The 24,176-nt window shown below is 60.1% G+C and carries 19 protein-coding genes; 12 read left to right on the top strand and 7 right to left on the bottom strand.

Going from position 1 to position 24,176, the window contains the following annotated elements:
- The first annotated feature begins 46 nt into the window (after positions 1-46).
- On the top strand, positions 47-898 hold the full coding sequence (locus AO068_RS21115) for an urea carboxylase-associated family protein (RefSeq protein ID WP_057401349.1): 852 nt from the start codon (positions 47-49) through the stop codon (positions 896-898).
- Positions 899-902: 4 nt separating this feature from the next.
- Here AO068_RS21115 and AO068_RS21110 read toward each other — a convergent pair whose 3' ends face one another.
- Together AO068_RS21110 and AO068_RS21105 are read right to left on the bottom strand one after the other, a co-directional pair.
- Positions 903-1,832 (bottom strand): magnesium transporter CorA family protein, encoded by a 930-nt coding sequence (locus AO068_RS21110; protein WP_057401348.1) that lies wholly within the window; start codon positions 1,830-1,832, stop codon positions 903-905.
- A gap of 4 nt (positions 1,833-1,836) precedes the next feature.
- Positions 1,837-3,423 (bottom strand): RimK family protein, encoded by a 1,587-nt coding sequence (locus AO068_RS21105; protein ID WP_058409351.1) that lies wholly within the window; start codon positions 3,421-3,423, stop codon positions 1,837-1,839.
- A gap of 93 nt (positions 3,424-3,516) precedes the next feature.
- Here AO068_RS21105 and AO068_RS21100 point away from each other — a divergent pair, with 93 nt between their 5' ends.
- Together AO068_RS21100 and AO068_RS21095 are read left to right on the top strand one after the other, a co-directional pair.
- A complete protein-coding gene (locus AO068_RS21100; RefSeq protein ID WP_058409350.1) occupies positions 3,517-4,677 on the top strand; it encodes a GNAT family N-acetyltransferase/peptidase C39 family protein in 1,161 nt (386 codons plus the stop codon).
- Complete coding sequence (locus tag AO068_RS21095; RefSeq protein ID WP_080394722.1) at positions 4,674-5,576, top strand: polysaccharide deacetylase family protein; 903 nt, start codon at positions 4,674-4,676, stop codon at positions 5,574-5,576. Before AO068_RS21100 ends, AO068_RS21095 begins: the two co-directional genes overlap by 4 nt.
- 7 nt (positions 5,577-5,583) lie before the next feature.
- Here AO068_RS21095 and AO068_RS21090 read toward each other — a convergent pair whose 3' ends face one another.
- The 4 genes from AO068_RS21090 to AO068_RS21075 all read right to left on the bottom strand — a co-directional run bounded on the left by AO068_RS21090 (position 5,584) and on the right by AO068_RS21075 (position 10,180).
- Positions 5,584-6,843: a metal-dependent hydrolase family protein gene (locus tag AO068_RS21090; protein ID WP_010202549.1), complete on the bottom strand. Its 1,260-nt coding sequence runs from the start codon at positions 6,841-6,843 to the stop codon at positions 5,584-5,586.
- On the bottom strand, positions 6,840-8,150 hold the full coding sequence (locus AO068_RS21085) for an MFS transporter (RefSeq protein ID WP_031599600.1): 1,311 nt from the start codon (positions 8,148-8,150) through the stop codon (positions 6,840-6,842). Before AO068_RS21085 ends, AO068_RS21090 begins: the two co-directional genes overlap by 4 nt.
- Before the next feature lie 188 nt (positions 8,151-8,338).
- Complete coding sequence (locus AO068_RS21080) at positions 8,339-9,250, bottom strand: LysR substrate-binding domain-containing protein (RefSeq protein WP_058409349.1); 912 nt, start codon at positions 9,248-9,250, stop codon at positions 8,339-8,341.
- Positions 9,251-9,274: 24 nt separating this feature from the next.
- Positions 9,275-10,180 carry a LysR substrate-binding domain-containing protein gene (locus AO068_RS21075; RefSeq protein ID WP_080394721.1) on the bottom strand — a complete coding sequence of 302 codons (906 nt, stop codon included), beginning with the start codon at positions 10,178-10,180 and terminating at the stop codon, positions 9,275-9,277.
- A 154-nt stretch (positions 10,181-10,334) separates the two neighbouring features.
- Here AO068_RS21075 and ydiJ point away from each other — a divergent pair, with 154 nt between their 5' ends.
- A complete protein-coding gene (gene ydiJ, locus AO068_RS21070) occupies positions 10,335-13,382 on the top strand; it encodes a D-2-hydroxyglutarate dehydrogenase YdiJ (protein WP_058409348.1) in 3,048 nt (1,015 codons plus the stop codon).
- Positions 13,383-13,527: 145 nt separating this feature from the next.
- Here the strand turns inward: ydiJ and yghX are convergent, their stop codons facing one another.
- Positions 13,528-14,415, bottom strand: coding sequence for a YghX family hydrolase (gene yghX / locus AO068_RS21065; RefSeq protein WP_004665497.1), 888 nt, complete (start codon positions 14,413-14,415; stop codon positions 13,528-13,530).
- Between the two features lie 402 nt (positions 14,416-14,817).
- Between yghX and AO068_RS21060 the strand changes: the two genes are divergently transcribed.
- The 8 genes from AO068_RS21060 (at position 14,818) to AO068_RS21025 (ending at position 24,136) form a co-directional block, all read left to right on the top strand.
- A complete protein-coding gene (locus tag AO068_RS21060) occupies positions 14,818-15,873 on the top strand; it encodes a GGDEF domain-containing protein (RefSeq protein ID WP_058409347.1) in 1,056 nt (351 codons plus the stop codon).
- Positions 15,874-15,981: 108 nt separating this feature from the next.
- Positions 15,982-16,932, top strand: a complete 951-nt coding sequence (locus AO068_RS21055) for a LysR family transcriptional regulator (protein WP_057420430.1) — start codon at positions 15,982-15,984, stop codon at positions 16,930-16,932.
- Between the two features lie 240 nt (positions 16,933-17,172).
- Positions 17,173-18,633, top strand: a complete 1,461-nt coding sequence (locus tag AO068_RS21050; RefSeq protein WP_058409346.1) for an NAD(P)-binding domain-containing protein — start codon at positions 17,173-17,175, stop codon at positions 18,631-18,633.
- Entirely contained in the window at positions 18,630-19,604 is a 975-nt protein-coding gene (locus tag AO068_RS21045) for an ABC transporter permease (RefSeq protein WP_002553733.1), read from the top strand. Before AO068_RS21050 ends, AO068_RS21045 begins: the two co-directional genes overlap by 4 nt.
- Positions 19,601-20,521, top strand: a complete 921-nt coding sequence (locus AO068_RS21040; protein ID WP_058409345.1) for an ABC transporter permease — start codon at positions 19,601-19,603, stop codon at positions 20,519-20,521. The genes AO068_RS21045 and AO068_RS21040 overlap by 4 nt, the downstream gene beginning before the upstream one ends.
- A complete protein-coding gene (locus AO068_RS21035; protein WP_058409344.1) occupies positions 20,518-21,516 on the top strand; it encodes an ABC transporter ATP-binding protein in 999 nt (332 codons plus the stop codon). The genes AO068_RS21040 and AO068_RS21035 overlap by 4 nt, the downstream gene beginning before the upstream one ends.
- Entirely contained in the window at positions 21,506-22,519 is a 1,014-nt protein-coding gene (locus AO068_RS21030; RefSeq protein ID WP_058409343.1) for an ABC transporter ATP-binding protein, read from the top strand. The genes AO068_RS21035 and AO068_RS21030 overlap by 11 nt, the downstream gene beginning before the upstream one ends.
- A 51-nt stretch (positions 22,520-22,570) precedes the next feature.
- Complete coding sequence (locus tag AO068_RS21025) at positions 22,571-24,136, top strand: ABC transporter substrate-binding protein (RefSeq protein WP_058409342.1); 1,566 nt, start codon at positions 22,571-22,573, stop codon at positions 24,134-24,136.
- The last annotated feature ends 40 nt before the right edge of the window (positions 24,137-24,176 follow it).

Genomic DNA, 24,176 nt, shown 5'->3' with positions numbered 1-24,176 from the left:
TGCAGTGTTGGTTGAACACTTTCATCCTGCCAGCGAGAAGCCCTGTATGTACAAAGACTACCCAGCCGCTTACCAGGTCAGCAAAGGCGCGGCGCTGCAAGTGGATACGGCCTTTTACGAGCGTATCCGCACGAATGCGCAGCAGCGTACCCTCGTCGAGCAATTTGAAGTGCCGATCCGCACCGGACGGGCCTGGAAGGTCAAGGCCGGTCAGGTGTTTCGTGTTACCACACCGGTTGGCCCGCAGGTGGGCGATTTCAATGTGTGGAATGCCAACGACCCTCGCGAACGCCTGTGGGCGGCGCGTACGCGTCAGTTGCAGGGCGCGCATGTCAGCACCCATGACCGGCTGTGGTCGAACCTGCCGTTTTTACGGCCGTTGGTCACCATCACCGATGACAGCCTGGCCAGCTACGGGATCGACGAGCATGGTGGCCGCCTGCACGATTTGCTTGGCACGCGCTGTGATCCCTACGTCAACAAGATGCTGACCGGCGAAGACTTTCATCATCACTGCCATTCGAACCTGACCCGCGCAGTGTTGCCGTATGGGCTGACCGAATTCGATGTGCATGACGTGTTGAATATCTTCCAGTGCACCGGCCTCAACCATGACGACATGTACTTCATGAAAGCCTGTCCGGCGCAAAAGGGCGATTACCTGGAATTCTTCGCGGAAATCGACCTGCTGTGCGCCTTGTCGACCTGTCCGGGCGGCGACCTGTCACTGCCGATGTGGGGGCCTGACGCGCAGGACCCGTTAAGCGTCTGCCGTCCGCTGGGCGTCGAAATCTACGACCTCGACGCCGCGTTGCTGGAGGGTTGGCAGTCTCCCGAACGTGCGGCGTATAACGGTCAGCACGGCTTGCAGATTGCCAAGGCTGAATGGGAGAAATAACCGCTCAGGCCGCGCGAGCCATCTTGCGCAGTCCCCAGACCATCACCGCCCCCATCCCGAGCATCGCCAGCAGCAGTGCCGGGTAAGCCACCCACCAGTGCAGCGGGGCGGTCATCATGCTGAATTCGGACATACCGCCGATCCCGGCAATCAGGTTCAGGGGTAGAAACACCACATTGATCAAGGTCAGTTTGCGCAGCAGGGTGTTGGTGCTGTTGTTGACCAGATTGCCGCGCGCATCCATCAACCCGGCGAACACCGTGGAATAGATCTCGGCCTGTTTGTAACACTGGTCGTTCTCGATGATCATGTCATCGATCAGCGCCAGGCTGGCAGCCCCGTATTGCTTGCCTTGTGCGTGATTGCGCAGGCGCGTCAGGACCGCGCCGTTGCTGTGGATGGCGTTGATGTAATACACCAGACTTTCGCTGAGGTTGAACATCTGCAGCAAATGACGGTTTTCCAGTGACGAGTTGAATTTCTGCTGCAATTCCCGGGCGACCATCTTGATGACTTTCAAATGGCCCAGATAGTGATGAATATTGTTGAACAGCAGCTCCAGAAGGATATCCAGCGGCTGGTCCAACGGGCGGTGAGCCCCCAGCGCGCTCAAGGGTTGCTCGTCATCGCAGATCAGCACCAGCTGGTCCCGGCTCAACAGCACGCCAAAGGACGAAACGTCGAACGAGAAGCTGTCCTTGCCCGAATAGTTCTCGGGACGTTTCCAGATGACGAACAACGCATCAGGGTGAAACTCGATGCGCGAAATTTCGTCCGGGTCGAGTGCCGAGGCAACGGCATGCTCATCAAGGTGAAATCGCTCCAGCAATAATCTGCGTTCACCTGCATCAGGTTTGCTGAACCACAGCACCTGAGCTTTTTGCGGATCACATACAAGCAAACGGCTGTCATCGAGTTTCAGGCCCTGGATCATCGTCTCACCATGCCTGGCCGAGGCGTTTGAGCTCCAGGCGGCGGACGAACTCTTCCAGCACCAGGCTGTACAGGTCATCCTGCAGATAAGCGTCTTCGATGCCGGCATCCAGGTTCGGGTTGTCGTTGACCTCAATCACCACCACTTGATCGCCTGACTGTTTCAAGTCCACGCCATATAACCCGTCACCAATCAGATTGGCAGTCTTGAGTGCCAGCTCGACCACGGCGCGCGGCGCTTCATGCACCGCCAGCGTGCGGCATTCGCCAATGACCTCGGCACCGATTGCCTTGTGGTTGTAGATCTGCCAATGCCCCTTGGACATGAAGTACTGGCAGGCGAATATCGGTTTGCGGTTGAGAATGCCAATGCGCCAGTCGTACTCGGTGTAGAAAAACTCCTGAGCCAGCAACAACACCGAATGCTCGAACAATTGGGCTGTCGCCGTATGCATTTCCTCGGGCGTACTGACTTTGATCACGCCTCTGGAAAAACAGCCATCGGGAATCTTCAATACCAGCGGGAAACCCAGGCGTGTGGCCACGTGCTGCAGTTCTTCCGGGCGGTCCTTGTAGAGGATTTCCGTTCGAGGCATGCCCAGATCATGGCTTTTGAGCAGGTCGGTCAGGTAAACCTTGTTGGTGCAGCGCAGGATCGAGGTGGAGTCATCCATGACTACCAGCCCCTCGCTTTCGGCTTTCTTGGCAAAGCGATAGGTGTGGTTGTCAACGCTGGTGGTTTCGCGAATCAGCAGCGCGTCGTACTCGGCCAGTCGGGCATAGTCTTTCTTTTCGATCAGCTCGACATCGATGCCCAGGCGCTGACCGACGCGGATGAAATTGGCAAGCGCCTCAGGGTTGGACGGCGGCAGCTGTTCCTGCGGATCATGCAGAATCGCCAGGTCGTAGCGGGCCATGCGCCGCGAGCTGGGCTGGCGCCAGACGTTGCGGCTGAAGCCTTCCAGCGCCATGGCGAACTCATCCTGCTGATCCTCGCGCAGGCGCGGCAGAGCACCGGCCTTGATACCGGCAATGTGCCAATTGTCGCGCTTGCGAAACTCCACCATCAGGATCGGGCAGGGGAAGACTTCAAACAATTGACGGGCGAGATCTTTCAACGGCTCAAGTGTGGTCTGGCCGAAGTAAAGTGTCAGGGTAAACCCTTCGGTGTCGTCATAGGGATGATCCTGGAGTGCGGTGTCCAGCAACTTGTCCAGGTCATCAAGGGCCAGGCCGTAGAGTGACTTGCGGGTCAACTCGCTGATGGTTTTTACCGAGGGAATGACATTGTGCTGGCGCGCTTCGGCCAGCAGGGAACAGTAATAACCGTGGCCCAGGTATTTGTAGCTGCGGCACAGATTGATGACTTGCACACGCTTGCCTGCCGTGGCTTTCAGCGGCTTTTCCAGATACTCCTGGGCGCTGATCAGGTTTTCGCTGGGGAAGTACGATGCCCAGTCTTCAAGCCGTTCGACAATAATCACCAGTTGCCTCTGTGCTGCAAAAAGCGTTGTGGGGTCTGCACGTCTGGTTGTTGCTGAAAGCGCAAGTTGCGCAGATACTTCGTTCATCTTCACCTGTGCCGCTGACATGTGTAATCGATCCGATGGGAAACAAGTCCTTTCTATTAAGCATGTGCTTTTTGAAATGTCCCGTTTCGTTACACAACTTTTACGGCGGTGCAGATGGACTTTATATTTCGCGATGCAGTTGAAACCGATGTCGACGACTTGCTGCTTCTGGAGAACCAGTGCTTTGACGGCGACCGTCTGACCGCGCGCAGCTTTCACTGGATGATTCGCCGCGCCAATGCCAGCCTGATCGTCGCCGAGCAGGCCGGACAGCTCACCGGCTATGCGCTGGTGCTGTTTCATCGGGGCACCTCGCTGGGGCGTTTGTATTCGCTGGCGATTGCCGATGCGGCGCGGGGCAAGGGGCTGGGCAAGCAGTTGTTGCAATGTGCCGAGCAGCAGGCCGTGGGCCGCGACTGCGCTTACCTGCGCCTTGAGGTGCGCCCTGATAACCACGCGGCTATCGGGCTGTACGAACGCAACGGCTACCGGCGCTTCGCTCAGGTCGACGACTATTACCAGGACCATGCCCCGGCGCTGCGTTACGAGAAGCGCATCGTCGAGCATGCCCGGCTGGACAGTCGTTCAGTGCCTTACTACCAGCAGACCCTGGAGTTCACCTGTGGTCCTGCCTGCCTGTTGATGGCGATGAAGGCTCTACATCCTGCGCGTTTGATGGATCGCGCCGAAGAACTGCAGATCTGGCGCGAGGCGACCACGGTGTTCATGACCTCCGGCCACGGTGGATGCAGCCCTCAAGGGCTGGCGCTGGCTGCCCGGCGACGGGGCTTCGCCGTAAAGTTGCTGGTGTCGGTGGCAGGCCCGCTGTTTCTGGGCGGCGTGCGCAGCGACAACAAGAAACAGGTGATTCGCCTGGTTCATGAGCAGTTCTGTCATGAGCTGCTAACCTGCGGTGTAGAGACGCTGCCCAACCGCTCATTGAACCTGCCTCGCGTACTGGCCGAGGGCGGCAAGCCGCTGGTGCTGATCAGCAGCTATCGCCTGACACGCTCCAAGGCACCGCACTGGGTGATGGTCACCGATTGCGACAGCGATTTCGTCTATCTGCACGATCCTGATATTGATCACAGCCTGCATCGGCAGGCCATCGACTGCCAGCATTTGCCGGTAAGCCATGCCGATTTCAATCGCATGAGTTGTTTCGGCACCGATAAACTGCGCGCCGCAGTGATTGTGTTTGCCGCGCCTGTGGATGATCATGCGTGCGCTTCCCAAGCGGCTTCAGCAGCCCGGCCACAGGATCCCGTACATTGATCAAGTCAGCCCTCAAGGCCCTTTGCGCACTGGCCATCGTCGCGAGCCTGTCGGCCTGCATCAGCGCGCCAGTCCCTTTGACGCCAAAAACTGCCGAACAGTTGCGGCAGCAGCCACCAGTGCGGTTCCTGCTGAGCTTTGATGACGGCCCCAGTGCGTCGACTTTTTACAACCCCAGTATCACCGTACTCGACAGCCTGGCCGACAATCCGTTGCAGCCGAACATCAAGGCCGTGTTCTTCGTGCAGACCGGCGCCACAGGCGCAGGGAATAGTGATCAGGGGCGGGCGATCATGCATCGTCAGCATGAAGAGGGGCATTTGCTCGGCTTTCATACCGCCACGCCGCACCACACCAATCATCGTTCGTTGACCGATGAGGAGCTGGAGCAGTCCCTGACCCAAGGCTGCGCCATCATCGCCTCGATTACCGGCGTGCCGACCACGTTGTTGCGCCCGCCGTTCTGGAACTACGACAAACGCACGTTCAGCGCCTACCAGCGTCATGACCTGCATGTATTACTGACTGACCTGAGCGCCAATGACGGCAAGATCTGGGGCTATAACTTCAGCCTGCGCCGCCGTTCGAACATGGTCAGTCAGCTCTCGCAAGTACGTGAACGCATCGCCGCCGGAGAGCTGCCTGCAGTGGACGGGGTGATTCCGGTGGTGGTGACCTTTCACGACCTGAACCGCTACACCGCGCGGCATGCGCGAGAGTACCTGCAGATACTGGTCGACAGTGCCGGGCAGACTGGCGTAAGGCTCGCCGACAAGCCGTTCTACGACGACAGTGCGCAGTTGCAGCGCGCAGCACTGGCCAGGACGGTCAAGGAGGCGGGCGAGCCTGTCAGCTTGCCCGGTGTGTGGAACTGGATCTGGGACCACAACGCGCACTGACCAGGCGTCAGACCAGGGTGTTCTTGCGCACATGACCGCCCTGGACAATCATTGCCAGATGTTCGCCCTGACCGACCAGACAACCGATATCGCTCAGCGGGTCGCCATCCACCACCAGCAGATCGGCTATCGCACCGGCGCTGATGCAACCCAGTTCACCCTCGCGCTGGAGTATCTGCGCAGCAACACTTGTTGCACTGCGTAACGCCGCCAGATTACCGAGCAGTTCGGCGCGAATCTTCAGTTCGTGGGTCTGGTACTCGTGCATTTCCCCCAGTAGATCCGAGCCATAGCCCATCGGTACGCCCGCTTCGGCGAACAGCAGCAGCGCGTTGCGCCCGGCCTGGCGCACATCCTCGATTTTGGCCACCGAGTCCGCTGGCAGGCCGAAGCGCTCGCCGTACTCGGCAAGCATTTCATAAGTGACCTGAGTCGGCACCGCAAATGCGCCTTTTTCGGCCATCAGTCGGGCGGTGTCGGCATCCACCAGATTGCCGTGTTCGATGGTTCTTACGCCGCATTCGATGGCACGGCGAATCGCCCGAGCGGTATAGGCATGGGCCATCACGTAGGTGTTCGCAGCGGCGGCTTCGTCAACGATGGCGCGGATTTCAGCTTCGCTGTATTGGGTGTTGGCAATTGGATCGGTCGGTGACGAGACGCCGCCCGACGCCATTATCTTGATCTGGTTGGCACCCTGTTGCAGCTCTTCGCGCACGGCCAGACGCACGTTATCGACGCCGTCCACTACGCGGGCAATGGCTCCTGCCCGAAAGCAGCACGAGCAAGGTTCGTTGAGCAGCAATTCGCCCCGTGCGCGCATGTCGCCATGGCCGCCGGTCTGCGACAACGCCTTGCCCGACGCGAAGATCCGCGGCCCGGGAATCAGCCCCATCTGGATCGAACGCGCCAGCGCCCAGTCGGCACCCCCGGCATCACGTACAGTGGTAAAACCGCGGTTGAGCATCGCAGCCAGAATCGGTAATGCGCGGTACATGATGATTGCGTTGGGTTGCAGGGCATTCATGCCCAGGTTGGCGTTGGAAGCCAGCACATGCACGTGGCAGTCGATCAGGCCGGGCATCAGGGTTCTGCCGCCCAGATCGATAATCCGCGCGCCAACCGCGGCAGGCTCGCCTTCGGCACGCACGTCGATAATGCGCTCACCCTCGATCACGACTTCCTGGCCGGAAATCAATTGCCCTTTTTGCAGGTCCAGCAGGCGACCGTTGCGCAGGATCAGGCGTGTAGGATCAGCAATACTCATTGGAAAGCTCCAGACAGGGGACGATGGGCAGCAGGCGCACGGTCGCGATACAGCAGCGCACCAATGCCGCTGACGACGGCCGCGAACATGATGTAGAAAGCGGGTGCCAGGTTGCTGCCGGTCGAGGCAATCAGCCAGGTGATGGTGAAGGTGGCAAAGCCGCCGAAAATGGTGACGGCAAAGTTGTAGGCCACCGAAAGCCCGGTGGACAGCACGTGGGTGGGCAGTAATTCGCCAAAGGCCGCAAGGATCGAACCGATGTAACCGGAAATCAGCAGGCCGAGTACCAGCTCAAAGACCAGCAGCGAAAACAGTCCCGGCATCTGGTTGATGAACAGGAACATCGGGTAGGCGCTGAAGAAAATGGCAATTGCCGAGCCCAGCAACCACGGGCGATGCCCGCTGCGGTCTGCCAGGGCGCCGACAATCGGTGTGGCGACGATCAGTACTGCACCACCCATCATTCCCGCACTGAAGCCCATCCATGACGGCAGGCCAAGCACGCGTTGGGCGTAGGACGGAATGTAGAACAGAATCGCGTAGGTGCAGACCGTCCACAGTACCACCAGCGAAAAGCTGATCAGGGTCTGGCGCGGGTAGGTCTTGATGACTTCGCGCAGAGGCGACTCGACTGGTTTTGCGGCCTTGTAGGCAGGCGTCTCATCCACCCGGCTGCGAATATAAAAGCCGACCGGCCCGATCAGCGTGCCGATCAGAAATGGCACCCTCCAGCCCCAGCTTTCCAGCTGCGCCTGGGTCAGGTAACTGGACAGAATGGCACCCAGCGCAGAGCCGAGCAGCACCGCGACGCCGATGCTGGCCTGAATCCAGCTGGAGTAGAAGGCTTTCTTGCCGGGCGGAGCATGCTCGGTCAGGAATGCGGTGGCACTGCCCATCTCGCCACCGGCAGAGAACCCTTGCAGCAGTCGCGCCAGAACAATCAGCAGCGGTGCCAGATAGCCAATTTGCGCGAAGCTGGGCGTCAATCCGATGATCAGCGTCCCCAGCGCCATTAGCAGGATGGTCAGGGATAAAGCCGCCTTGCGCCCGCGCTTGTCACTGTAGATTCCCAGAACAATACCGCCCACCGGACGCATGAAGAAGCCGACCCCGAAGGTCGCCAGCGCCAACAGGTAAGAGGTCAGCTCGCTGCCGGTGGGGAAGAACACTTTGGCAATGATCACCGAGAAGAAGCTGTAGACCGTGAAGTCAAACCATTCCAGGCCATTGCCGATCACCGTAGCGGTCACCGCGCGGCGTGCCTTTTGTTCATGGGTGCGTGAAGCAGAGGATCGTAATGTGCTCACTGGATAGGCTCCTGCATGCGATACACGCAGGGAGGCCCCCTGCAGTGGCTGCATTGATTGAGGGGCAGGGTTGATGTAAGTGCGGCTGAGTCAGGTCTTTTTGCCCGTTTCAGTCGAGAGTAGGTGCTGGGCCGATTTTAAGAAAACGCTTATTGCGCAGGTTTGCATGCGCCAGATGCATGCAAGCGTCAGGGGCGAGGTGTCAGCGTGGCTATTTCATCTGTCAGCCATTTCTCGAAGGCTCGCGCAGCGCGCCGGGGCGTCTTGCCGCTGGGGGTCAGCAGGTAATAGCCGCCTATTGCACCCACACTTTTCTGGCAGGCCGGCACCAGCGCACCGGACTGCACGTGACGGTCAATCATCGGTTGCCAGCCAAGCACGATGCCGTGCCCGGCGACAGCCAGGTCGACCAGCACGGGGTACAGGTTGACGGTCATGCGCTTGCGTATCAGCGACGCATCAACGCCCTGACGGCCGAACCAGTCTCCCCAGGACAGCCACTGACGTTGCCCGTCTTCCAGCATCAGCAGGCAGTGGTCCAGCAACTGTGCAGGTTCCAGCAGCTGGCCGTCCAGGTAGTCTGGCGAGCAGTAGGCATTTACCGATTCGGCGAACAGCAAACGACTGTCGAGGCCCGTCGGTGATGTTTCGCGCAAAAAATACAGCGCCAGATCGAATTCCGCGCGAATCAGAGAATCCAGCCCGTCGACCACTCGCAGGCGGATATCCACGGCGGGGAAGGCATCGCGATAGCGTCCCAGCAAAGGGCCCAGCCACAGTGCGGCCACGCCGCTGGAACAAGCCAGGGTCAGTTGTTGTTCGCCGCTATGGGTAATGACTTGTGCCGTGGCCTCTGCACACAGGGTCAGCACACGCTGGATCTGCTCGGCGTAAACCTGCCCGGCCACCGTCAGATGAATACGCTTGTGCTCGCGACGAAACAGCGCGCGGCCGAGAAATTCCTCCAGTTGCGCGACCTGACGGCTGATCGCGCTCTGGGTGAGGTTCAGTTCGCTGGCGGCACGGGTAAAACTAGCGTGCCGAACGGCGGCTTCGAAGGCGATCAGGTTCTGCAAGGGTGGAAGGGGCTCGATACGCACAGCGGCTCCTGTTGCGGGCAGGTTTTACAAAGGGTCGGGAAACGGTGTCGATAGCAGCCAGTCCCTGAACACGCACAGCGATGGCAGGTTCTGAAAGCGCGTCGCGTACGCCAGGTAGTAATTGCGCCCACTGTCCAGCGGCTCGAACAGGGTGACCAGTTCGCCGCTGTTGATTTCGTCCTGCACCAGAATGCGCGGTACCAGTGCGATACCGATGCCCGCCGCCACAGCCTGGATCAGGTGCGAGGTCAGTTCGAAACTCGGGCCGGGGCGCATGATGTGGTGGTCCAGCCGATTACTGTCGAACCAGTCTGACCAGGCATTGGGCCGTGACACCACGCTCAGCAACGAATGCTGGGCGACCTGCGTCGGAGTCATCGCTTGGTAGCCGGCAAGCGCGGCAGGGCTGGCAATGACCACCAGTTTTTCGCTGACCAGCGGGTGGGCGATGTAACCGGGCCAGTTACCGTTGCCGGCACAGATGATCGCGTTCATTTCGCTGGCAGCAGGCGTCAGGTCGGCATGCACGATGCGTGAGTGAATATGCACCACATAGCCCGGATGCCGGGTGTAAAAGTCATTCATCCGAGGCAGCAGCCATTTGGAGCCGAAGGTGGGCAGCACGGCCAGATGCAGCGTGCCGCCCTCGGCCTTGTGCGCGATGGTTTGCAGAGTTGCACTGCGGATGCGGCCCAGCGCGGCGGCCAGCTCATGCTGGTACAACGCACCGGCAGTGGTCAGTTCGATACGCCTGCCATCACGCTTGAACAGCTCGACTTCCAGCTGCGCCTCCAGCGCCTGCACCTGGCGGCTGACGGCGCTCTGGGTCAAGGCCAGTTCGTCTGCGGCTTTGGTGAAGCTGCCATGCCGCGCGGCCGCCTCGAAAGCGAGCAACAAAGACATGGAGGGCGTCAGTCTTCTGGTGTTCATTCATAAAACTCATGGAAAAACGGCATCTTTTACGTTTGCACTGAAGCATGACACGCCGGAGAATCACGATAACCGTTGATAACGCCATGCATACGAGCGTTTCGAAGCATACGTGCTTTGCATATAAAACGCCTAGTCAGCCAGGAAGACCACCATGATTGCGCTGTTGAAACCGACCTCCGAGCAGGTCGGTCACTATGATCGTTTCCTCAATGCCTTGGTGGAGGGCGGCTTTCGCGGCGAAATAGCCAGGGACCTCGGCTCGCGTACTGTGCTGGCCACTGACAACTCCATCTATCAGCGCCTGCCGCAGGCTGCGGTGTTCCCGATGGACAGCCACGATGTGGCAATTGTCGCCCGCTTGGCAGCGCGGCCCGAGTACAAGCAGGTGGTGCTGACCCCGCGTGGTGGTGGCACAGGGACCAATGGGCAGTCGTTGACCGACGGCGTGGTGGTCGACCTGTCGCGGCACATGAACAATATCCTTGAAATCAACGTCGAGGAACGCTGGGTGCGGGTGCAGACCGGCGTGGTCAAGGACCAGCTCAACGCAGCGCTGAAGCCGCACGGGCTGTTTTTCGCGCCGGAACTGTCGACCTCCAACCGCGCCACGATTGGCGGCATGATCAACACCGACGCCAGCGGGCAGGGCAGTTGCACCTACGGCAAGACCCGTGACCATGTGCTGGAACTGACGACCGTGCTGCTCGGTGGTTCCTACGTCAACAGTCAGGCATTCAGCGCTGAGCAGCTGGCCAGCGAGCAAGCGCGTGTTGACCGTGCTGGCGATGTGTATCGCTGTGCGCAGCAGATCGCCGATACGCAGGCGCAATTGATCAAGGACGTTTTTCCGCCGCTCAACCGTTGCCTGACCGGTTACGATCTGGCGCACTTGCGTGAGGAAGACGGCCGTTTCAACCTCAACAGCGTACTCTGCGGTTCCGAAGGATCGCTGGGGTTTATCGTCGAAGCCAGGCTGAACGTACTGCCAATCCCCAAACATTCGATTCTGGTCAACGTTCGTTATGCCGGCTTCATGGACGCTCTGCGGGATGCCAAGGCGTTGATGGCGCACAAGCCGCTGTCCATCGAGACCGTGGACTCCAAAGTGCTGATGCTGGCCATGCAGGATATCGTCTGGCACGGCGTGGCCGAGTATTTCCCGCAGGACCCGGCGACGCCGACTCTGGGCATCAACCTGATCGAGTTCAGTGGTGATGAACTGGACGAAGTCGAACAGCGCGTCCATGCATTCGTCGCTCATCTGCAAAAAGACACGTCGGTGGTGCGCCTCGGTCATACCCTGGCAACCGGCAGCGCTGCGGTAAACCGCGTCTACGCCATGCGCAAGCGCTCGGTGGGGCTGCTCGGCAACGTCAAGGGCGAAGCGCGGCCGCAGCCGTTTGTCGAAGACACGGCTGTGCCACCGGAAAACCTCGCCGATTACATTCAGGAGTTTCGGGCGCTGCTGGACAGCTACGGCCTGCAATACGGCATGTTTGGCCATGTTGATGCAGGCGTGCTGCACGTGCGACCGATACTGGACATGAAGGACCCGGCGCAGGCGGCACTGATTCGTCCGATCTCTGACGCCGTCGCCGCGCTGACCAAGCGCTACGGCGGGCTGCTGTGGGGCGAGCATGGCAAGGGCCTGCGTTCGCAATACGTGCCTGAATATTTTGGCGAGTTGTACCCTGCGTTGCAGGCGCTCAAGGCCGCGTGCGACCCGTTCAACCAGCTCAACCCCGGCAAGATCGCCACACCGGCGACGGTGCCCGATGCGCGCCTGACCCTGGTAGACGAGGTGAAGCTGCGTGGCGACCTGGACCGCACGATCGACGAACGGGTCTGGCAGAGCTACGACAGCGCGCTGCACTGTAATGGCAACGGTGCCTGTTACAACTATGACACCGACGATGCCATGTGTCCGTCATGGAAAGCCACACGTGACCGCATTCACTCACCCAAGGGCCGCGCTTCGCTGGTCAGGGAGTGGCTGCGCCTGCAAGGCGAGCAGGATGTCAACGTCCTGACTGCCAGCGCCAGGGCGCGGAATGCCAATGTGCTGAAAAGCCTTGCCGAGCGAACTGTCAACAGTGTGGCCAGAGTAGCGGGGCAAAAGGATTTCTCTCATGAAGTCTACGATGCCATGGCCGGTTGTCTGGCCTGCAAGTCCTGCGCGGGGCAGTGCCCGGTCAAGGTCAACGTACCTGAATTCCGCTCGCGTTTTCTGGAGCTGTACCACAGCCGTTACCTGCGCCCGATCAAGGATTACCTGATTGGCTCGCTGGAGTTCAGCATTCCGCACCTGGCGCGGTTTCCCCGGTTGTACAACGCGATCATGGGCGCAAAACCGGTGCGTTACCTGCTTGAGCATGTCGCCGGTATGGTCGACAGTCCATTGCTCAGCCTGATGGACTTTCGCGCGGCCTGCGCGCGCTGGAATGTCGGCATTGCCACGCCGCAGCGTCTGGCCGCGTTGAGCGAGCAGGAGCGCAAACGTACGGTGGTGCTGGTTCAGGACGCGTTCACCCGATACTTTGAAACCCCGCTGGCGGCAGACTGGCTGGAACTGATCTCGCGTATGGGTTACCAGGTTTATCTCGCACCGTTCGCACCCAATGGCAAGCCGCTGCACGTGCAGGGTTTTCTGGCCGCGTTCGAAAAGGCTGCCGGTTTCAACAGCCAGTCGCTTGGCAAACTGGCAGGGTACGGCATTCCGCTGATCGGTCTGGACCCGGCCATGACCCTGGTCTATCGCCAGGAGTACAGCAAGACGCTGGGCAGCGAGAATGTACCCGAGGTCATGCTGCCGCAGGAATGGCTGGCGTCCACGGTCGAGGAAGGTCGTGATGGGGCATCGGAAGAGACGTACTACTTCCTGCCGCATTGCACTGAAAAGACCAACGAGCCTGCCAGTGTCGGCCTTTGGCAGAAAGCCTTCACTCGCGCCGGGCTCAGGCTTGATGTACTGGCCAGCGGTTGCTGTGGCATGTCCGGCACTTATGGGCATGAAACCCGAAACGCAAAAACCAGCGACACCATCTATCGTCAGTCCTGGCAGCCGCTGGTGGCCCGGCATGGCGGTGAAGGTCGACTGGTCGCCGATGGCTACTCATGCCGCAGCCAGGTCAAGCGCCAGGATGGCAAAGTGGTGCAGCATCCACTACAGGTACTGCTGGAACGGGTGAGGGCGCTATAGAGAGGACGCAGAGCGTCCAGAACGGCATGCCCACGCGGAGCATGGGCACGATAGTTACAAAACTATCGTTCCTCACGCCCCTGCGTGGGAATGCCTTGCGTGACGCTCTGCGTCACCGATCTGCGCCGCGCCGCTCAACCAGAACTTAAACCAGGTACTTGTTGAACCACCCCAATGTGCGGTCCCAGGCCAGTTTGGCCGCGGCTTCGTCATAACGCGGGGTGGAGTCATTGTGGAAGCCGTGGTTGGCGCCCGGATAGATGTACGTTTCGTACGTCGTGCCAGCCGCTTTCAGGGCTTTCTCGTACGCGGGCCATCCTTCGTTGATGCGGGTGTCCAGTTCGCCGTAGTGAATCATGACTGGCGCCTTGATCTTCACCACGTCTTCGGCGTTGGGCTGGCGGCCATAGAACGATACGGCAGCGCCCAGTTCCGGGTACGCCACGGCTGCAGCATTGGCCACGCCGCCGCCATAACAGAAACCGGTGATGCCGACCTTGCCGGTGCTCGCGTCATGCTTCATCAGCCACTCGATGGCAGCGAAGAAATCGTTCATGAGCTTTTCCGGGTTAACGGTCTGCTGGAGCTCCCGACCCTTGTCGTCATTGCCCGGATAGCCGCCAACCGAGGACAGGCCGTCAGGTGCCAGCGCGATGAAACCGGCTTTGGCCACACGGCGGGCAACGTCTTCGATATAGGGGTTCAAACCGCGGTTTTCATGCACCACGACCACTGCCGGTACTTTGCCGGTGGCTTTTGCCGGGCGTACCAGATAGCCACGAACCTGACCATGCCCCTTGGGTGAGGGGTAGGACACATACTCGGCAACGATATCCGGATCGGTGAATTCCACCTGTTCGGCCAGCGCGTAGTTGGGGCTGAGGGAAGCGAGCAGCGCGCTGGCGGTCAGGCCGCCGAAGGTGAACAGCGCAGCCCGATCGAGAAACTCGCGTCGATTGATCCGGCCGTGCGCGTAGTAGTCGTAAAGCTCAAGCAATTCAGGGGCAAAGTCTTTTGCAGTGAGACGTTCCATCAGTACGCTTCCTTCTGAATCATTCAGGGCTGCCTGCGTGTTGGCGGGCTGATGGGCGCAGCGCGATCAACACAATGTCCGGTCCCGATAGTATTTCCAGAACACCGGGATCGCTACTGCAAATTGAAGAAAAGCCGTCATCCCTTACCGATCTCGCCAACGAGCCTGATGTGCAGGCCCGTGCCTGCTGCCAGTGGTTCAGGAAAATCAGGCATCTAATTGCACTACTTGCCATCAGTGATGTCCATTTGACTCCTTCGGCACATGCCACGGCGTTTGCGCTGTGCAAACCAACATATTATCGAGCCGCCGTATCAAGCAGCGTCGGTTCAGGCCGACAACACATCATGATCTTCACCCCACGCTCATGGTCATATTCCACCTGCATTTCGAGATAACGTGATGATGACCCTCCCGACGGAAGACCGCACCCAGCTGTTCAAGGACACGGCTATCCAGTTCTGGAAACACATCACTCCGATCGTGTATGTCGCGCTGGGCATTCACTGTGTCTTGCTGGTGGTGTTCCTGGGGCTGGGCATGAAGGTCCTGTGGGTAGCGAACATCGTCAGCACGCTGCTCTACATCAACTGCCTTTACCTGATCCGCAGACAGCGCTATCGCCAGGCCGGACAGCTGATGTGTCTGGAAATCATCGGCCATGCACTGCTCGCGACATGGGAGTTGGGCTGGGAAAGCAACTTCAGCTACTACCTGTTCTGCGTGATCCCGATCATTGCCTTTACCTTTCAACTGGTCGCTATCAGACGCATTGCCTATAGCCTGGCGATACTCCTGTCGCTGGTCGGATGCTTCGCCTTTCGCCGCCACATGGGGCAGGGATCCGGCCTTAGCCAGAACGTGCTTGATGCGTTCGGTATCGTCAACGTGCTGACGGCTACCGTCCTGTCGATTTATGCCACCGCACTCTCGGTACGTTTCACGTCGTCGATGCAACTGAGCCTGTTTCATATTGCCAACCGCGACAGCCTGACCAACCTTTATACGCGCAGGAGAGTGCTGCATCGCATACGCGAGCTGGAGGCAAGGCGTCAGGGGTTCTCGGCTTCACTGATCCTGCTCGACATCGACCATTTCAAACAGATCAATGATCTCCACGGACATGAGACCGGTGACGCGGTGTTGCAGCGGGTAGCCGAAGTCATCAGTTCAAGCGTGCGCAACAGCGATATGGCTGCCCGTTGGGGTGGTGAGGAGTTTCTGGTGCTGATGCCGGACACCGCGCCCGATGATGCACTGCGGGTGGCGGAGCGCATCTGGCGGCGTATCGCCGAAGAGGCCGGTCAGATCGATGAACGCAGCATTGCGGTCACCGCAACCCTTGCCATGGCAACCCTTGCCGCGGGCGAGACCTTTCAGATAACCCTCAATCGTGCCGACACGTCGCTTTATCTGGGCAAACAACAAGGCCGAAACCGGGTAATGATCGCCGGGTGAGGTGTTCATTCACCCAGTGCTCCATCAGCGTGTAGACTTTCGCGCTTTGAACAGAGGGCGCATTGCGTCGCGCTTCCTCATTGGCTATGTATCGATCAAGGCATGCTTATGGATTTGCGTCAGCTCGAAGCCTTCGCGGCGGTCATGTCGGCAGGCAGTGTCACTGCTGCCGGGAAAATGCTCGGCCGTTCTCAGCCATCGGTTACACGGGCCATTCAGGAGCTTGAGCAGGAATTGGGCTTTGCCTTGTTCGAGCGCAGCGGGCCGAAGGTCACGCCTACCCACAAAGCGTTCATGATGTATGGCGAAGTGGAGAGCGCGTTGCTGGGCGTACGGAATATCCGCCAACGTGCGCAGCATATTGCCCAGGAAGAAAATCACCAGATCAAGCTGGTAGCGATCTCGGCCCTGGCGGCTGGCTTGCTGCCCACGGCCTTGTCGCGCTTGCCTGAGCATCTGCGTCCGCAGCAGATCCAGTTGCAGAGCATGTCCCCGGAGAATGTGGTTCAGGCGGTGTTGTCGAAAACCATGGACCTGGGCGCGGTAAGCCTGCCGCTGGAGCATCGCGGCCTGGAAATCCACTGGATCGGCGAAGCGCCTTGCGTGGCGGTATTACCCGCCGATTCTGCGCTGGCCACCCATGAAGTGCTGTCGATGGAGCTGCTGCGTCAGCAAACGCTGATCACCATGGCCAACCCGTATCGCTTTCGTCGACGCATCGACAAGGCGTTTCAGGACGCGGGCGGTCAGCCGCCGCGCATGCTTGACACCAATACGTCCCTGATCGCCATGCAAATGGCCAGAGTCGGGCTGGGCATTGCGCTGGTCGATCCTTTCACCGCCATCGGCGTGCCGTTGCAAGGTGTAGTGGTCCGGCCAATCGCCTGCAACATCCCGTTTTTCTTCGGTCTGATTTCAGCCTTCGCCAGCCCGTTGTCCGATGTGGCAAGCGCGCTGATCGATGAGATTGCCGACAGCGCAAAAACCCTGTTGCCGGGAATGATCATGCACGAAGCCAGCGCGCACGATGCCCTGTTGCAGAGCATTTATGCCGAGTGAGCGAGAGGTGCAATGCGTGTCGTGACGCCCCACGGCACCGCACGCGAAGCCCGTTAAAATTCCATTCAGGAATATCAATATGCTTTTTTGCGCATTGCGAGAATAAAAAGCGCCTTTTACTATTCGAATTAAGCATTCAAGGGCTTAAAGAATTCATTTAATGCGACATTGGAATGATTCTTGAAGTGTTTGAGTCACCGCTTGGGCTTGTGGCCCGAACATTTTTTCGAGTACCGATCAATGTCCGATGTAAATGCACCCGCCGGTCTGGCGGCCCTGGAAGCTCGTTTGCAGCAGGATCTGGCCTGGCTGGATCTGCCCGCCAAGCCCTGGGTCAAAGCCAGGATGAGCGCCGGGCAGGCAGTGCTTGATGTGGCGATCATCGGCGGCGGCATGGCCGGTCTTGCTCTGGCCGCAGAACTGCGCAACCTCGGCGTGGCGGCGGTGATTTTCGATCAGTCCCCGGCCGGTTTCGAAGGCCCTTGGGCAACCACCGCGCGAATGGAAACCCTGCGTTCGCCAAAGCAACTGACCGGACCGGCGCTGGGGCTACCTGCGCTGACCTTCCGCGCCTGGTACGAAGCGCAATTCGGTATCGACGGCTGGGCATTACTGGACAAGATTCCACGCCTGCAATGGGCCGAATACTTGCGTTGGTATCGCAAGGTGCTGGCGCTGGACGTACGCAACGAACACCGGGTGAGCCGGGTCGCACCCAGAACGGACGGCCTTATCGAACTGGATATCGTGACGCCTGTGCAAACACAATTCCTGCTGGCCCGGCATGTGGTGCTCGCCACGGGCCGTGACGGTCTGGGCGGCCCCTGGGTGCCGGATTTCGCCCGGCAGTTGCCGGAGCATTTGTGGACGCATTCGGCGGCGGGCCTGCAAGATGGCTGGTTCGCCGGCAAACGTGTGGCAGTCATTGGCGGTGGCGCATCGGCCATGGACAGCGCCGCCACTGCGCTTGAAGCGGGCGCAACGCGGGTTGACCTGCTCATCCGGCGCGCCGAGCTGCCTCGCATCAACAAAGGCAAGGGGGTCGGTAACCCGGGCATGGTTCACGGTTATTGGCGCCTGCCGGATATCTGGAAATGGCGCATTCGTCACTACCTGAACACCCAGCAAGTGCCACCGCCACGCGGCAGTACGCTCAGAGTGTCTGGTTCGGGCAGAGCCCGCTTCATGCTCGACAGCCCGGTGCTTTCAGTCGAACAGAACCCGGCTGGCGGCGTGTGGCTGAACACGCCCAAAGCGCGTATCGAGGCCGATTTTGTGGTGTTTGCCACCGGGTTTCGTACCGACTTCCGCCAGCGCCCTGAATTTGCCCCGTTTTCGTCGCAGATTCGCGTCTGGCAGGATCGTTTCGAAGCGCCGCAAAGTGAAACCGATAGCGAACTGGCGGTGCTGCCGGATCTGGGCAATTGCTTCGAGTTTCAGGAAAAGACCCCCGGCGCCTGTCCGGGGCTTAACCATATCCATTGCTTCAGTTACCCGGCAGCGCTGAGCTATGGCGCGGTATCCGGGGATATTCCTGCCATCAGCGAAGGCTCCAAGCGTCTGGCCCATGCCTTGGTCGGGCAGCTGTTCAATGAGGACATCGCGCTGCATTTCGACACCATGCTCGATTACGCCGAACCGGAGCTGCTGGGCGATGAGTGGGTGGCCAGCCAGCCGACCGCCGAAGAGCTGCGCCAATGATCGGCTGGGCGCTGCGCAGGCTCACTCAGTCGTTGCTGGTCATTCTGTTGATGACCGTGGTGGTGTTCGTCGGCCTCAATGCCATCGGCAACCCGATGGACATTCTGGTGGGTGAAGACCTCAATCAGGCCGAACGTCTGCAGGCCATCGCTCACCTGGGGCTGGATCAGCCGCTGTGGCAGCAGTACCTGATTTTTCTCAAAGGCGCGGTTCACGGCAATCTTGGGCAAAGTTTTGTGTACCACGAAGATGCCATGCGCCTGATTCTGCAGCGCTTGCCCGCGACCTTTGAGCTGGCGTTCAGCGCCTTGTTTCTGGCCGTAGTCATCGGTGTGCCGTTGGGCATGTTCGCTGGTATGTACCCCGAGCACCCGCTTTCCCGGCTGATGATGGCTGCCAGCATCGTCGGTTTTTCGCTGCCGGCGTTCTGGGTGGCATTGATGATGATCATGCTGTTCTCGATCACGCTGGGCTGGCTGCCGGCCAGCGGTCGGGGCGAAACCCGTGAATGGCTGGGTGTGCAATGGTCATGGCTGACGCTGGACGGTTTGCAACATCTGCTACTGCCTGCGCTGAACCTGGCGCTGTTCAAGATTTCGCTGGTGCTGCGCCTGACCCGTGCGGGCGTGCGTGAGGTGCTGCCTCAGGAATTCGTCAAATTCGCCCGGGCCAAGGGCCTTTCGCCGATGCGTGTGATGTGCATGCACGTCATGCGCAACACCATGATCCCGGTGGTGACGGTGCTGGCCATGGAACTGGGTTCGACTATCGCCTACGCCGTGGTTACCGAGAGCATTTTTGCCTGGCCCGGTGCCGGCAAGCTGATCCTCGACAGCATCAACATGCTTGATCGCCCGGTGGTGGTCGCTTACCTGATGGTGGTCGTGGTGATTTTCGTGGTGCTCAACCTGATCGTGGATGGCCTGTATTACCTGCTGGACCCACGCGTACGCATCGAGGCCTCCCGATGAATGTCATTGAAAAAGCCCCGATCGGCAGCACGCTGTTGCAGGCTCAATCGCCATGGCGGCGGGTGCTGACCGAGTTCTTCAGCTCACCGACTGCGGTGACAGGCCTGATGGTCCTTTTGGTCATTGTGCTGGTGGCTGTCCTGGCACCCTGGATCGTGGTGCAGAACCCCTACGACCTGATGCAGCTCAACGTGATGGATGCGCGAATGCCGCCAGGCAGCCTCAATATGGACAGCGGCTATACCTATTGGCTGGGCACCGACGGACAGGGCCGCGATCTGGTCTCGGCGATTATCTATGGCCTGCGCATCAGCCTGTGGGTCGGCATTGGCTCGGCGTTGATTGCGGCAGTGGTCGGTACGCTGCTCGGGCTGGTGTCTGCGTATGTCGGCGGTTGGCTCGATGCTTTGCTGATGCGTCTGGTCGACCTGCTGCTGTCGTTCCCGGTGATTCTCATGGCTCTGATGATTCTTGCCTGGCTGGGCAAGGGCGTCGGCAACGTGATGCTGACTCTGATAATGCTTGAATGGGCCTATTACGCGCGCACCGCACGCGGTCAGGCGCTGACCGAAAGCCGCCGTGAATACGTCGATGCGGCGCGCGGGCAGGGCGTGGGGCCGCTGCGTATTGTGGTTGGCCACATTTTGCCCAATTGCCTGCCACCGCTGATCGTGATCGGCGCGCTGCAAATCGCCCGCGCCATTACCCTGGAAGCGACCCTGTCGTTTCTCGGTCTGGGCGTGCCGGTGACCGAGCCTTCGCTGGGCTTGCTGATTGCCAACGGCTTTCAGTACATGCTCAGCAATGAATACTGGATCAGCCTGTTTCCGGGGCTGGCGCTGTTGATCACCATTGTGGCGATCAATCTGGTCGGTGACCGTCTGCGTGATGTTCTCAACCCGAGGTTGCAGCGATGAGCCTGCCTGAAGTGTCAGCACAGCCAACCCTTGATGTGCGAGGGCTGTGCACCTCGTTCCATACCCGCGCAGGCGTGCTGCCAGCGGTGCGTGATGTGTCCTTGAGCGTGCAGCCGGGGCGTATTCTCGGCCTGGTCGGTGAGTCGGGTTCGGGTAAATCGGTCACCGGGTTTTCGATTCTCGGCCTTGTCGATGAGCCGGGGCGCATCAGTGGCGGGCAGGTGCTGTTCAAAGGACGTGATCTGACCAAACTGTCTGCCTCGCAACTGCGCGGTATTCAGGGCAATCGGGTGGCGATGATTTTTCAGGACCCGATGATGACCCTCAACCCGGTGCTGCGGGTCGACACGCAAATGGTCGAAGCGGTGCGCGCGCATAGCCCGCTCGGCAGGCGCGAGGCCCGCGAGCATGCCAGTCGTACTCTGGCGCTGATGGGCATCGCCAGCCCTGAAGAACGCCTGCGCGCCTACCCGCATCAACTGTCTGGCGGCATGCGCCAGCGGGTGGCGATCGCCATCGCGCTGCTGCATGCGCCGGACCTGATCATTGCCGATGAGCCAACCACTGCTCTGGACGTCACCATTCAGGCGCAAATCCTCAGCGAGGTGCAGAAGCTGGTACGTGAGCAGGGCACCTCACTGATCTGGATCACCCATGATCTTTCCGTGATTGCCGGGCTGGCTGATGACGTGGCAGTGATGTACGCCGGACGTATTGTCGAACAAGGCCCGGTCACCGAGGTGCTGGATCGCCCGCAACATCCTTATACACAGGGGCTGATCGATAGCCTGCCAAGTCGCAACAAGCGTGGCCAGCGCCTGCGTCAGATACCCGGCATGGCGCCGGACCTGCTGTCGATGCCTGCCGGCTGCGCCTTTGCGGCGCGCTGCTCCAGAGCGTCGCAGATATGTGTACAGACCGACCCCGAACCCCACGAGGCGGGACCGGGCCAGACGGTTCGCTGCTTTCATCCGGGAGCTGCCGATGCCCAGTGATCTGATTCCCCTTATCGAGCTGCACCAGGTCAGCAAGGCCTTCGGCAAACCAGTGGCTGAACACTCTCTTCAAGGACTGCTGCAGCGACTGCACCTGACCCGTCCGAAACCGGTGACCCATGCGGTGGACCGAGTCGACCTGCGGATAATGCGTGGCGAGGTGGTCGGGCTGGTGGGCGAGTCGGGCTGTGGCAAATCGACCCTTGGGCGCATGGTCGCCGGGCTGCTGCCGGTCTCGTCAGGTATCGCATCGGTGGACGGCAAGCCGCTCGACAGCCTGACGACGCAGGAGCGCAAGGCGCTGCGCCTGAAAGTGCAGATGATTTTTCAGGACCCGTCGTCAAGCCTCAACCCGCGCCTGCGGGTCGACCGGATCGTCGGCGAAGGTGCGCTGTTGCACGGCTTGACCGACCGCAAGGGCGCAGATGATTACGTCAGTGCGCAATTGCAGCGTGCCGGGCTCAGCCCGCAATTGCGTCAGCGCTATCCGCATCAGTTCAGCGGTGGCCAGCGTCAGCGCATCGGGATTGCCCGTGCGCTGGCGGTGCAACCGGAACTGCTGGTGTGCGACGAGTCGGTGGCGGCTCTGGACGTGTCGATTCAGGCGCAGATTCTCAACCTGTTCATGGACCTGCGCGACGAACTGGGGCTGACCTATCTTTTTATCAGCCATGACCTGGGCGTGGTCGAGCACCTGTGCGACCGCGTGGTCGTGATGTACCTGGGCCGTGTGGTCGAGACCGCATCGGTCGATGACCTGTTTGCGCGTGCCAATCACCCGTATACCCAGGCCCTGCTGGCGCAGATCCCGCGCTTTGATATTCGCAGTACCCGTTATGACGCGATCCAAGGGGAAATCCCCAGCCCGCTGAACCCGCCAACCGGGTGTCATTTCCACCCTCGCTGTCCGCACGCCATGGCGCGCTGTCGCGAGGAAGTTCCAGCGCTGAGGGAGGTTTCGCCGAACCACCAGAGCGCGTGCCATCTGAATGATCAACGCTGAACGAGCGCCTGAAGCTCGTCACCCTCTGCCATTGCGTACAAGGAATCACCCATGAAACCACTCGTTCGTTCGTTGTTAGCGTCGGCCCTCGTTCTGGCCGCTGGCAGTGTCTCGGCGCAGGACTTGCGTATCGGTTATGCCGACCCGGTATCGTCGCTCGATCCTCAGCTCAACAACTATGCCGGCGACCGCTCGGTGGCGCTGCATGCCTTTGAATCGCTGGTCAGCCGCCGCGATGACAAGACCCTGCCGGGCCTCGCCAAGAGCTGGAAGGTCGTCGACGACACCACCTGGGAATTTGCCCTGCGCGATGACGTGAAATGGCAGGACGGTACGCCGCTGACCGCCGACGATCTGGTGTTCTCCTTCGAGCGCGCCCGCAGCGTGCCCGGCAGCGTCGCGTCTTACGCAGGTGCCATGCGCACCGTTGAATCGGTCAAGGCCAAGGATGAGCACACGCTGATCATCAAGACCCGTCTGCCCAATGCCAACCTGCTGCCGGACGTCGATTCGATCTACATTGTCAGCCGCCATGCAGGTGCGACCGCCAGCAGCGCCGATTACAACTCGGGCAAGGCCATGATCGGCACCGGTCCTTACCGGTTTGTCTCGTTCGTGCCTGGCGATCGCACGATCTTTGCCCGCAACGACAGCTACTGGGGCGCGAAACCAACCTGGGACAAGGTTGATTTTCGTTTCATTGCCAACGCTGCCAACCGTACTGCTGCATTGCTGGCGGGTGATGTAGACGTGATCGACAAGGTGTCGCCCACCGATGTGGAGCGTCTGCGCAAAACGCCGAGTGTCAATGTTTTCGCCTATCAGGGCTTGCGTGCGCTGATCATTCAACCGAGCTTCCGTGCCGGGCCGAACGAGTTCATTCGTGACAACGCAGGCAAGCCGCTGGCCGAAAACCCGCTGCTGGATGTGCGGGTGCGCAAGGCGCTGTCCCTGGCGATCAACCGCCCGGCCATCAACGAACGCATCATGCAAGGCACCGTTACCGAGGCCAACCAATGGATGCCGGCTAACACCTTCGGTTACAACCCGCAGATCAAGAACATCCCTTACGACGTCAAGCAAGCCAAGGACCTGTTGGCGCAGGCAGGCTTTCCCGAAGGCTTCCAAATGACCGTGCACGTCCCGGGCGACCGTTACCCGCAAGCGCCGGAAGTCATGCAGGCAGTGGCGCAGTTCTGGACGCGGATCGGCGTCAAGGTCCAGCTGGAGGTATTGCCGTGGGCCGTGTACGCGGGCAAGGCCAACAAGAATGAACTGGTGATCAGTGTGATTGCCTGGGGCAACGGGACCGGCGAAGCGGCATATGCCCTGACCAACATTCTGACCACGGTCGACAGCAGCAAGGGGCAGGGCGCGTCCAACTGGGGGCATTACAGCAATCCGTTGGTAGACAAGGCTCTGGCTGATTCGACCGCCGAATTCGACGAGGCCAAACGGCGCAAGATTCTTCAGGACTCGGTTCAGGTGGTCAGCGACGACGTCGGCATCATCCCGCTGTTCCACTACCAGAACATCTGGGCGGCGCGCAAAGGCCTGAAGGTCGAGCCGCTGGTCAGTGACCGCACGGCGGCAATCATGGTTACCGAACAGCCTTGATCTCCTTTCATTCACGCGCCGCTTCTTGAAGCGGCTGCGC

The sequence above is a fragment of the Pseudomonas sp. ICMP 3272 genome (assembly GCF_001466905.1).
Lineage (GTDB): Bacteria > Pseudomonadota > Gammaproteobacteria > Pseudomonadales > Pseudomonadaceae > Aquipseudomonas > Aquipseudomonas amygdali.
This window is presented reverse-complemented; position numbering and strand designations above follow the sequence as displayed.

Bases quoted from the DNA above. Each gene is read 5' to 3' on its own strand.
- ydiJ (WP_058409348.1), top strand. From the start codon at position 10,335: ATGATTGCGCTGTTGAAACCGACCTCCGAGCAGGTCGGTCACTATGAT.
- AO068_RS21045 (WP_002553733.1), top strand. From the start codon at position 18,630: ATGATCGGCTGGGCGCTGCGCAGGCTCACTCAGTCGTTGCTGGTCATT.
- yghX (WP_004665497.1), bottom strand. From the start codon at position 14,415: ATGGAACGTCTCACTGCAAAAGACTTTGCCCCTGAATTGCTTGAGCTT.
- AO068_RS21025 (WP_058409342.1), top strand. From the start codon at position 22,571: ATGAAACCACTCGTTCGTTCGTTGTTAGCGTCGGCCCTCGTTCTGGCC.
- AO068_RS21090 (WP_010202549.1), bottom strand. From the start codon at position 6,843: ATGAGTATTGCTGATCCTACACGCCTGATCCTGCGCAACGGTCGCCTG.
- AO068_RS21060 (WP_058409347.1), top strand. From the start codon at position 14,818: ATGATGACCCTCCCGACGGAAGACCGCACCCAGCTGTTCAAGGACACG.
- AO068_RS21040 (WP_058409345.1), top strand. From the start codon at position 19,601: ATGAATGTCATTGAAAAAGCCCCGATCGGCAGCACGCTGTTGCAGGCT.
- AO068_RS21115 (WP_057401349.1), top strand. From the start codon at position 47: ATGTACAAAGACTACCCAGCCGCTTACCAGGTCAGCAAAGGCGCGGCG.
- AO068_RS21030 (WP_058409343.1), top strand. From the start codon at position 21,506: ATGCCCAGTGATCTGATTCCCCTTATCGAGCTGCACCAGGTCAGCAAG.
- AO068_RS21050 (WP_058409346.1), top strand. From the start codon at position 17,173: ATGTCCGATGTAAATGCACCCGCCGGTCTGGCGGCCCTGGAAGCTCGT.
- AO068_RS21100 (WP_058409350.1), top strand. From the start codon at position 3,517: ATGGACTTTATATTTCGCGATGCAGTTGAAACCGATGTCGACGACTTG.
- AO068_RS21075 (WP_080394721.1), bottom strand. From the start codon at position 10,180: ATGAACACCAGAAGACTGACGCCCTCCATGTCTTTGTTGCTCGCTTTC.
- AO068_RS21055 (WP_057420430.1), top strand. From the start codon at position 15,982: ATGGATTTGCGTCAGCTCGAAGCCTTCGCGGCGGTCATGTCGGCAGGC.
- AO068_RS21035 (WP_058409344.1), top strand. From the start codon at position 20,518: ATGAGCCTGCCTGAAGTGTCAGCACAGCCAACCCTTGATGTGCGAGGG.
- AO068_RS21110 (WP_057401348.1), bottom strand. From the start codon at position 1,832: ATGATCCAGGGCCTGAAACTCGATGACAGCCGTTTGCTTGTATGTGAT.
- AO068_RS21105 (WP_058409351.1), bottom strand. From the start codon at position 3,423: ATGTCAGCGGCACAGGTGAAGATGAACGAAGTATCTGCGCAACTTGCG.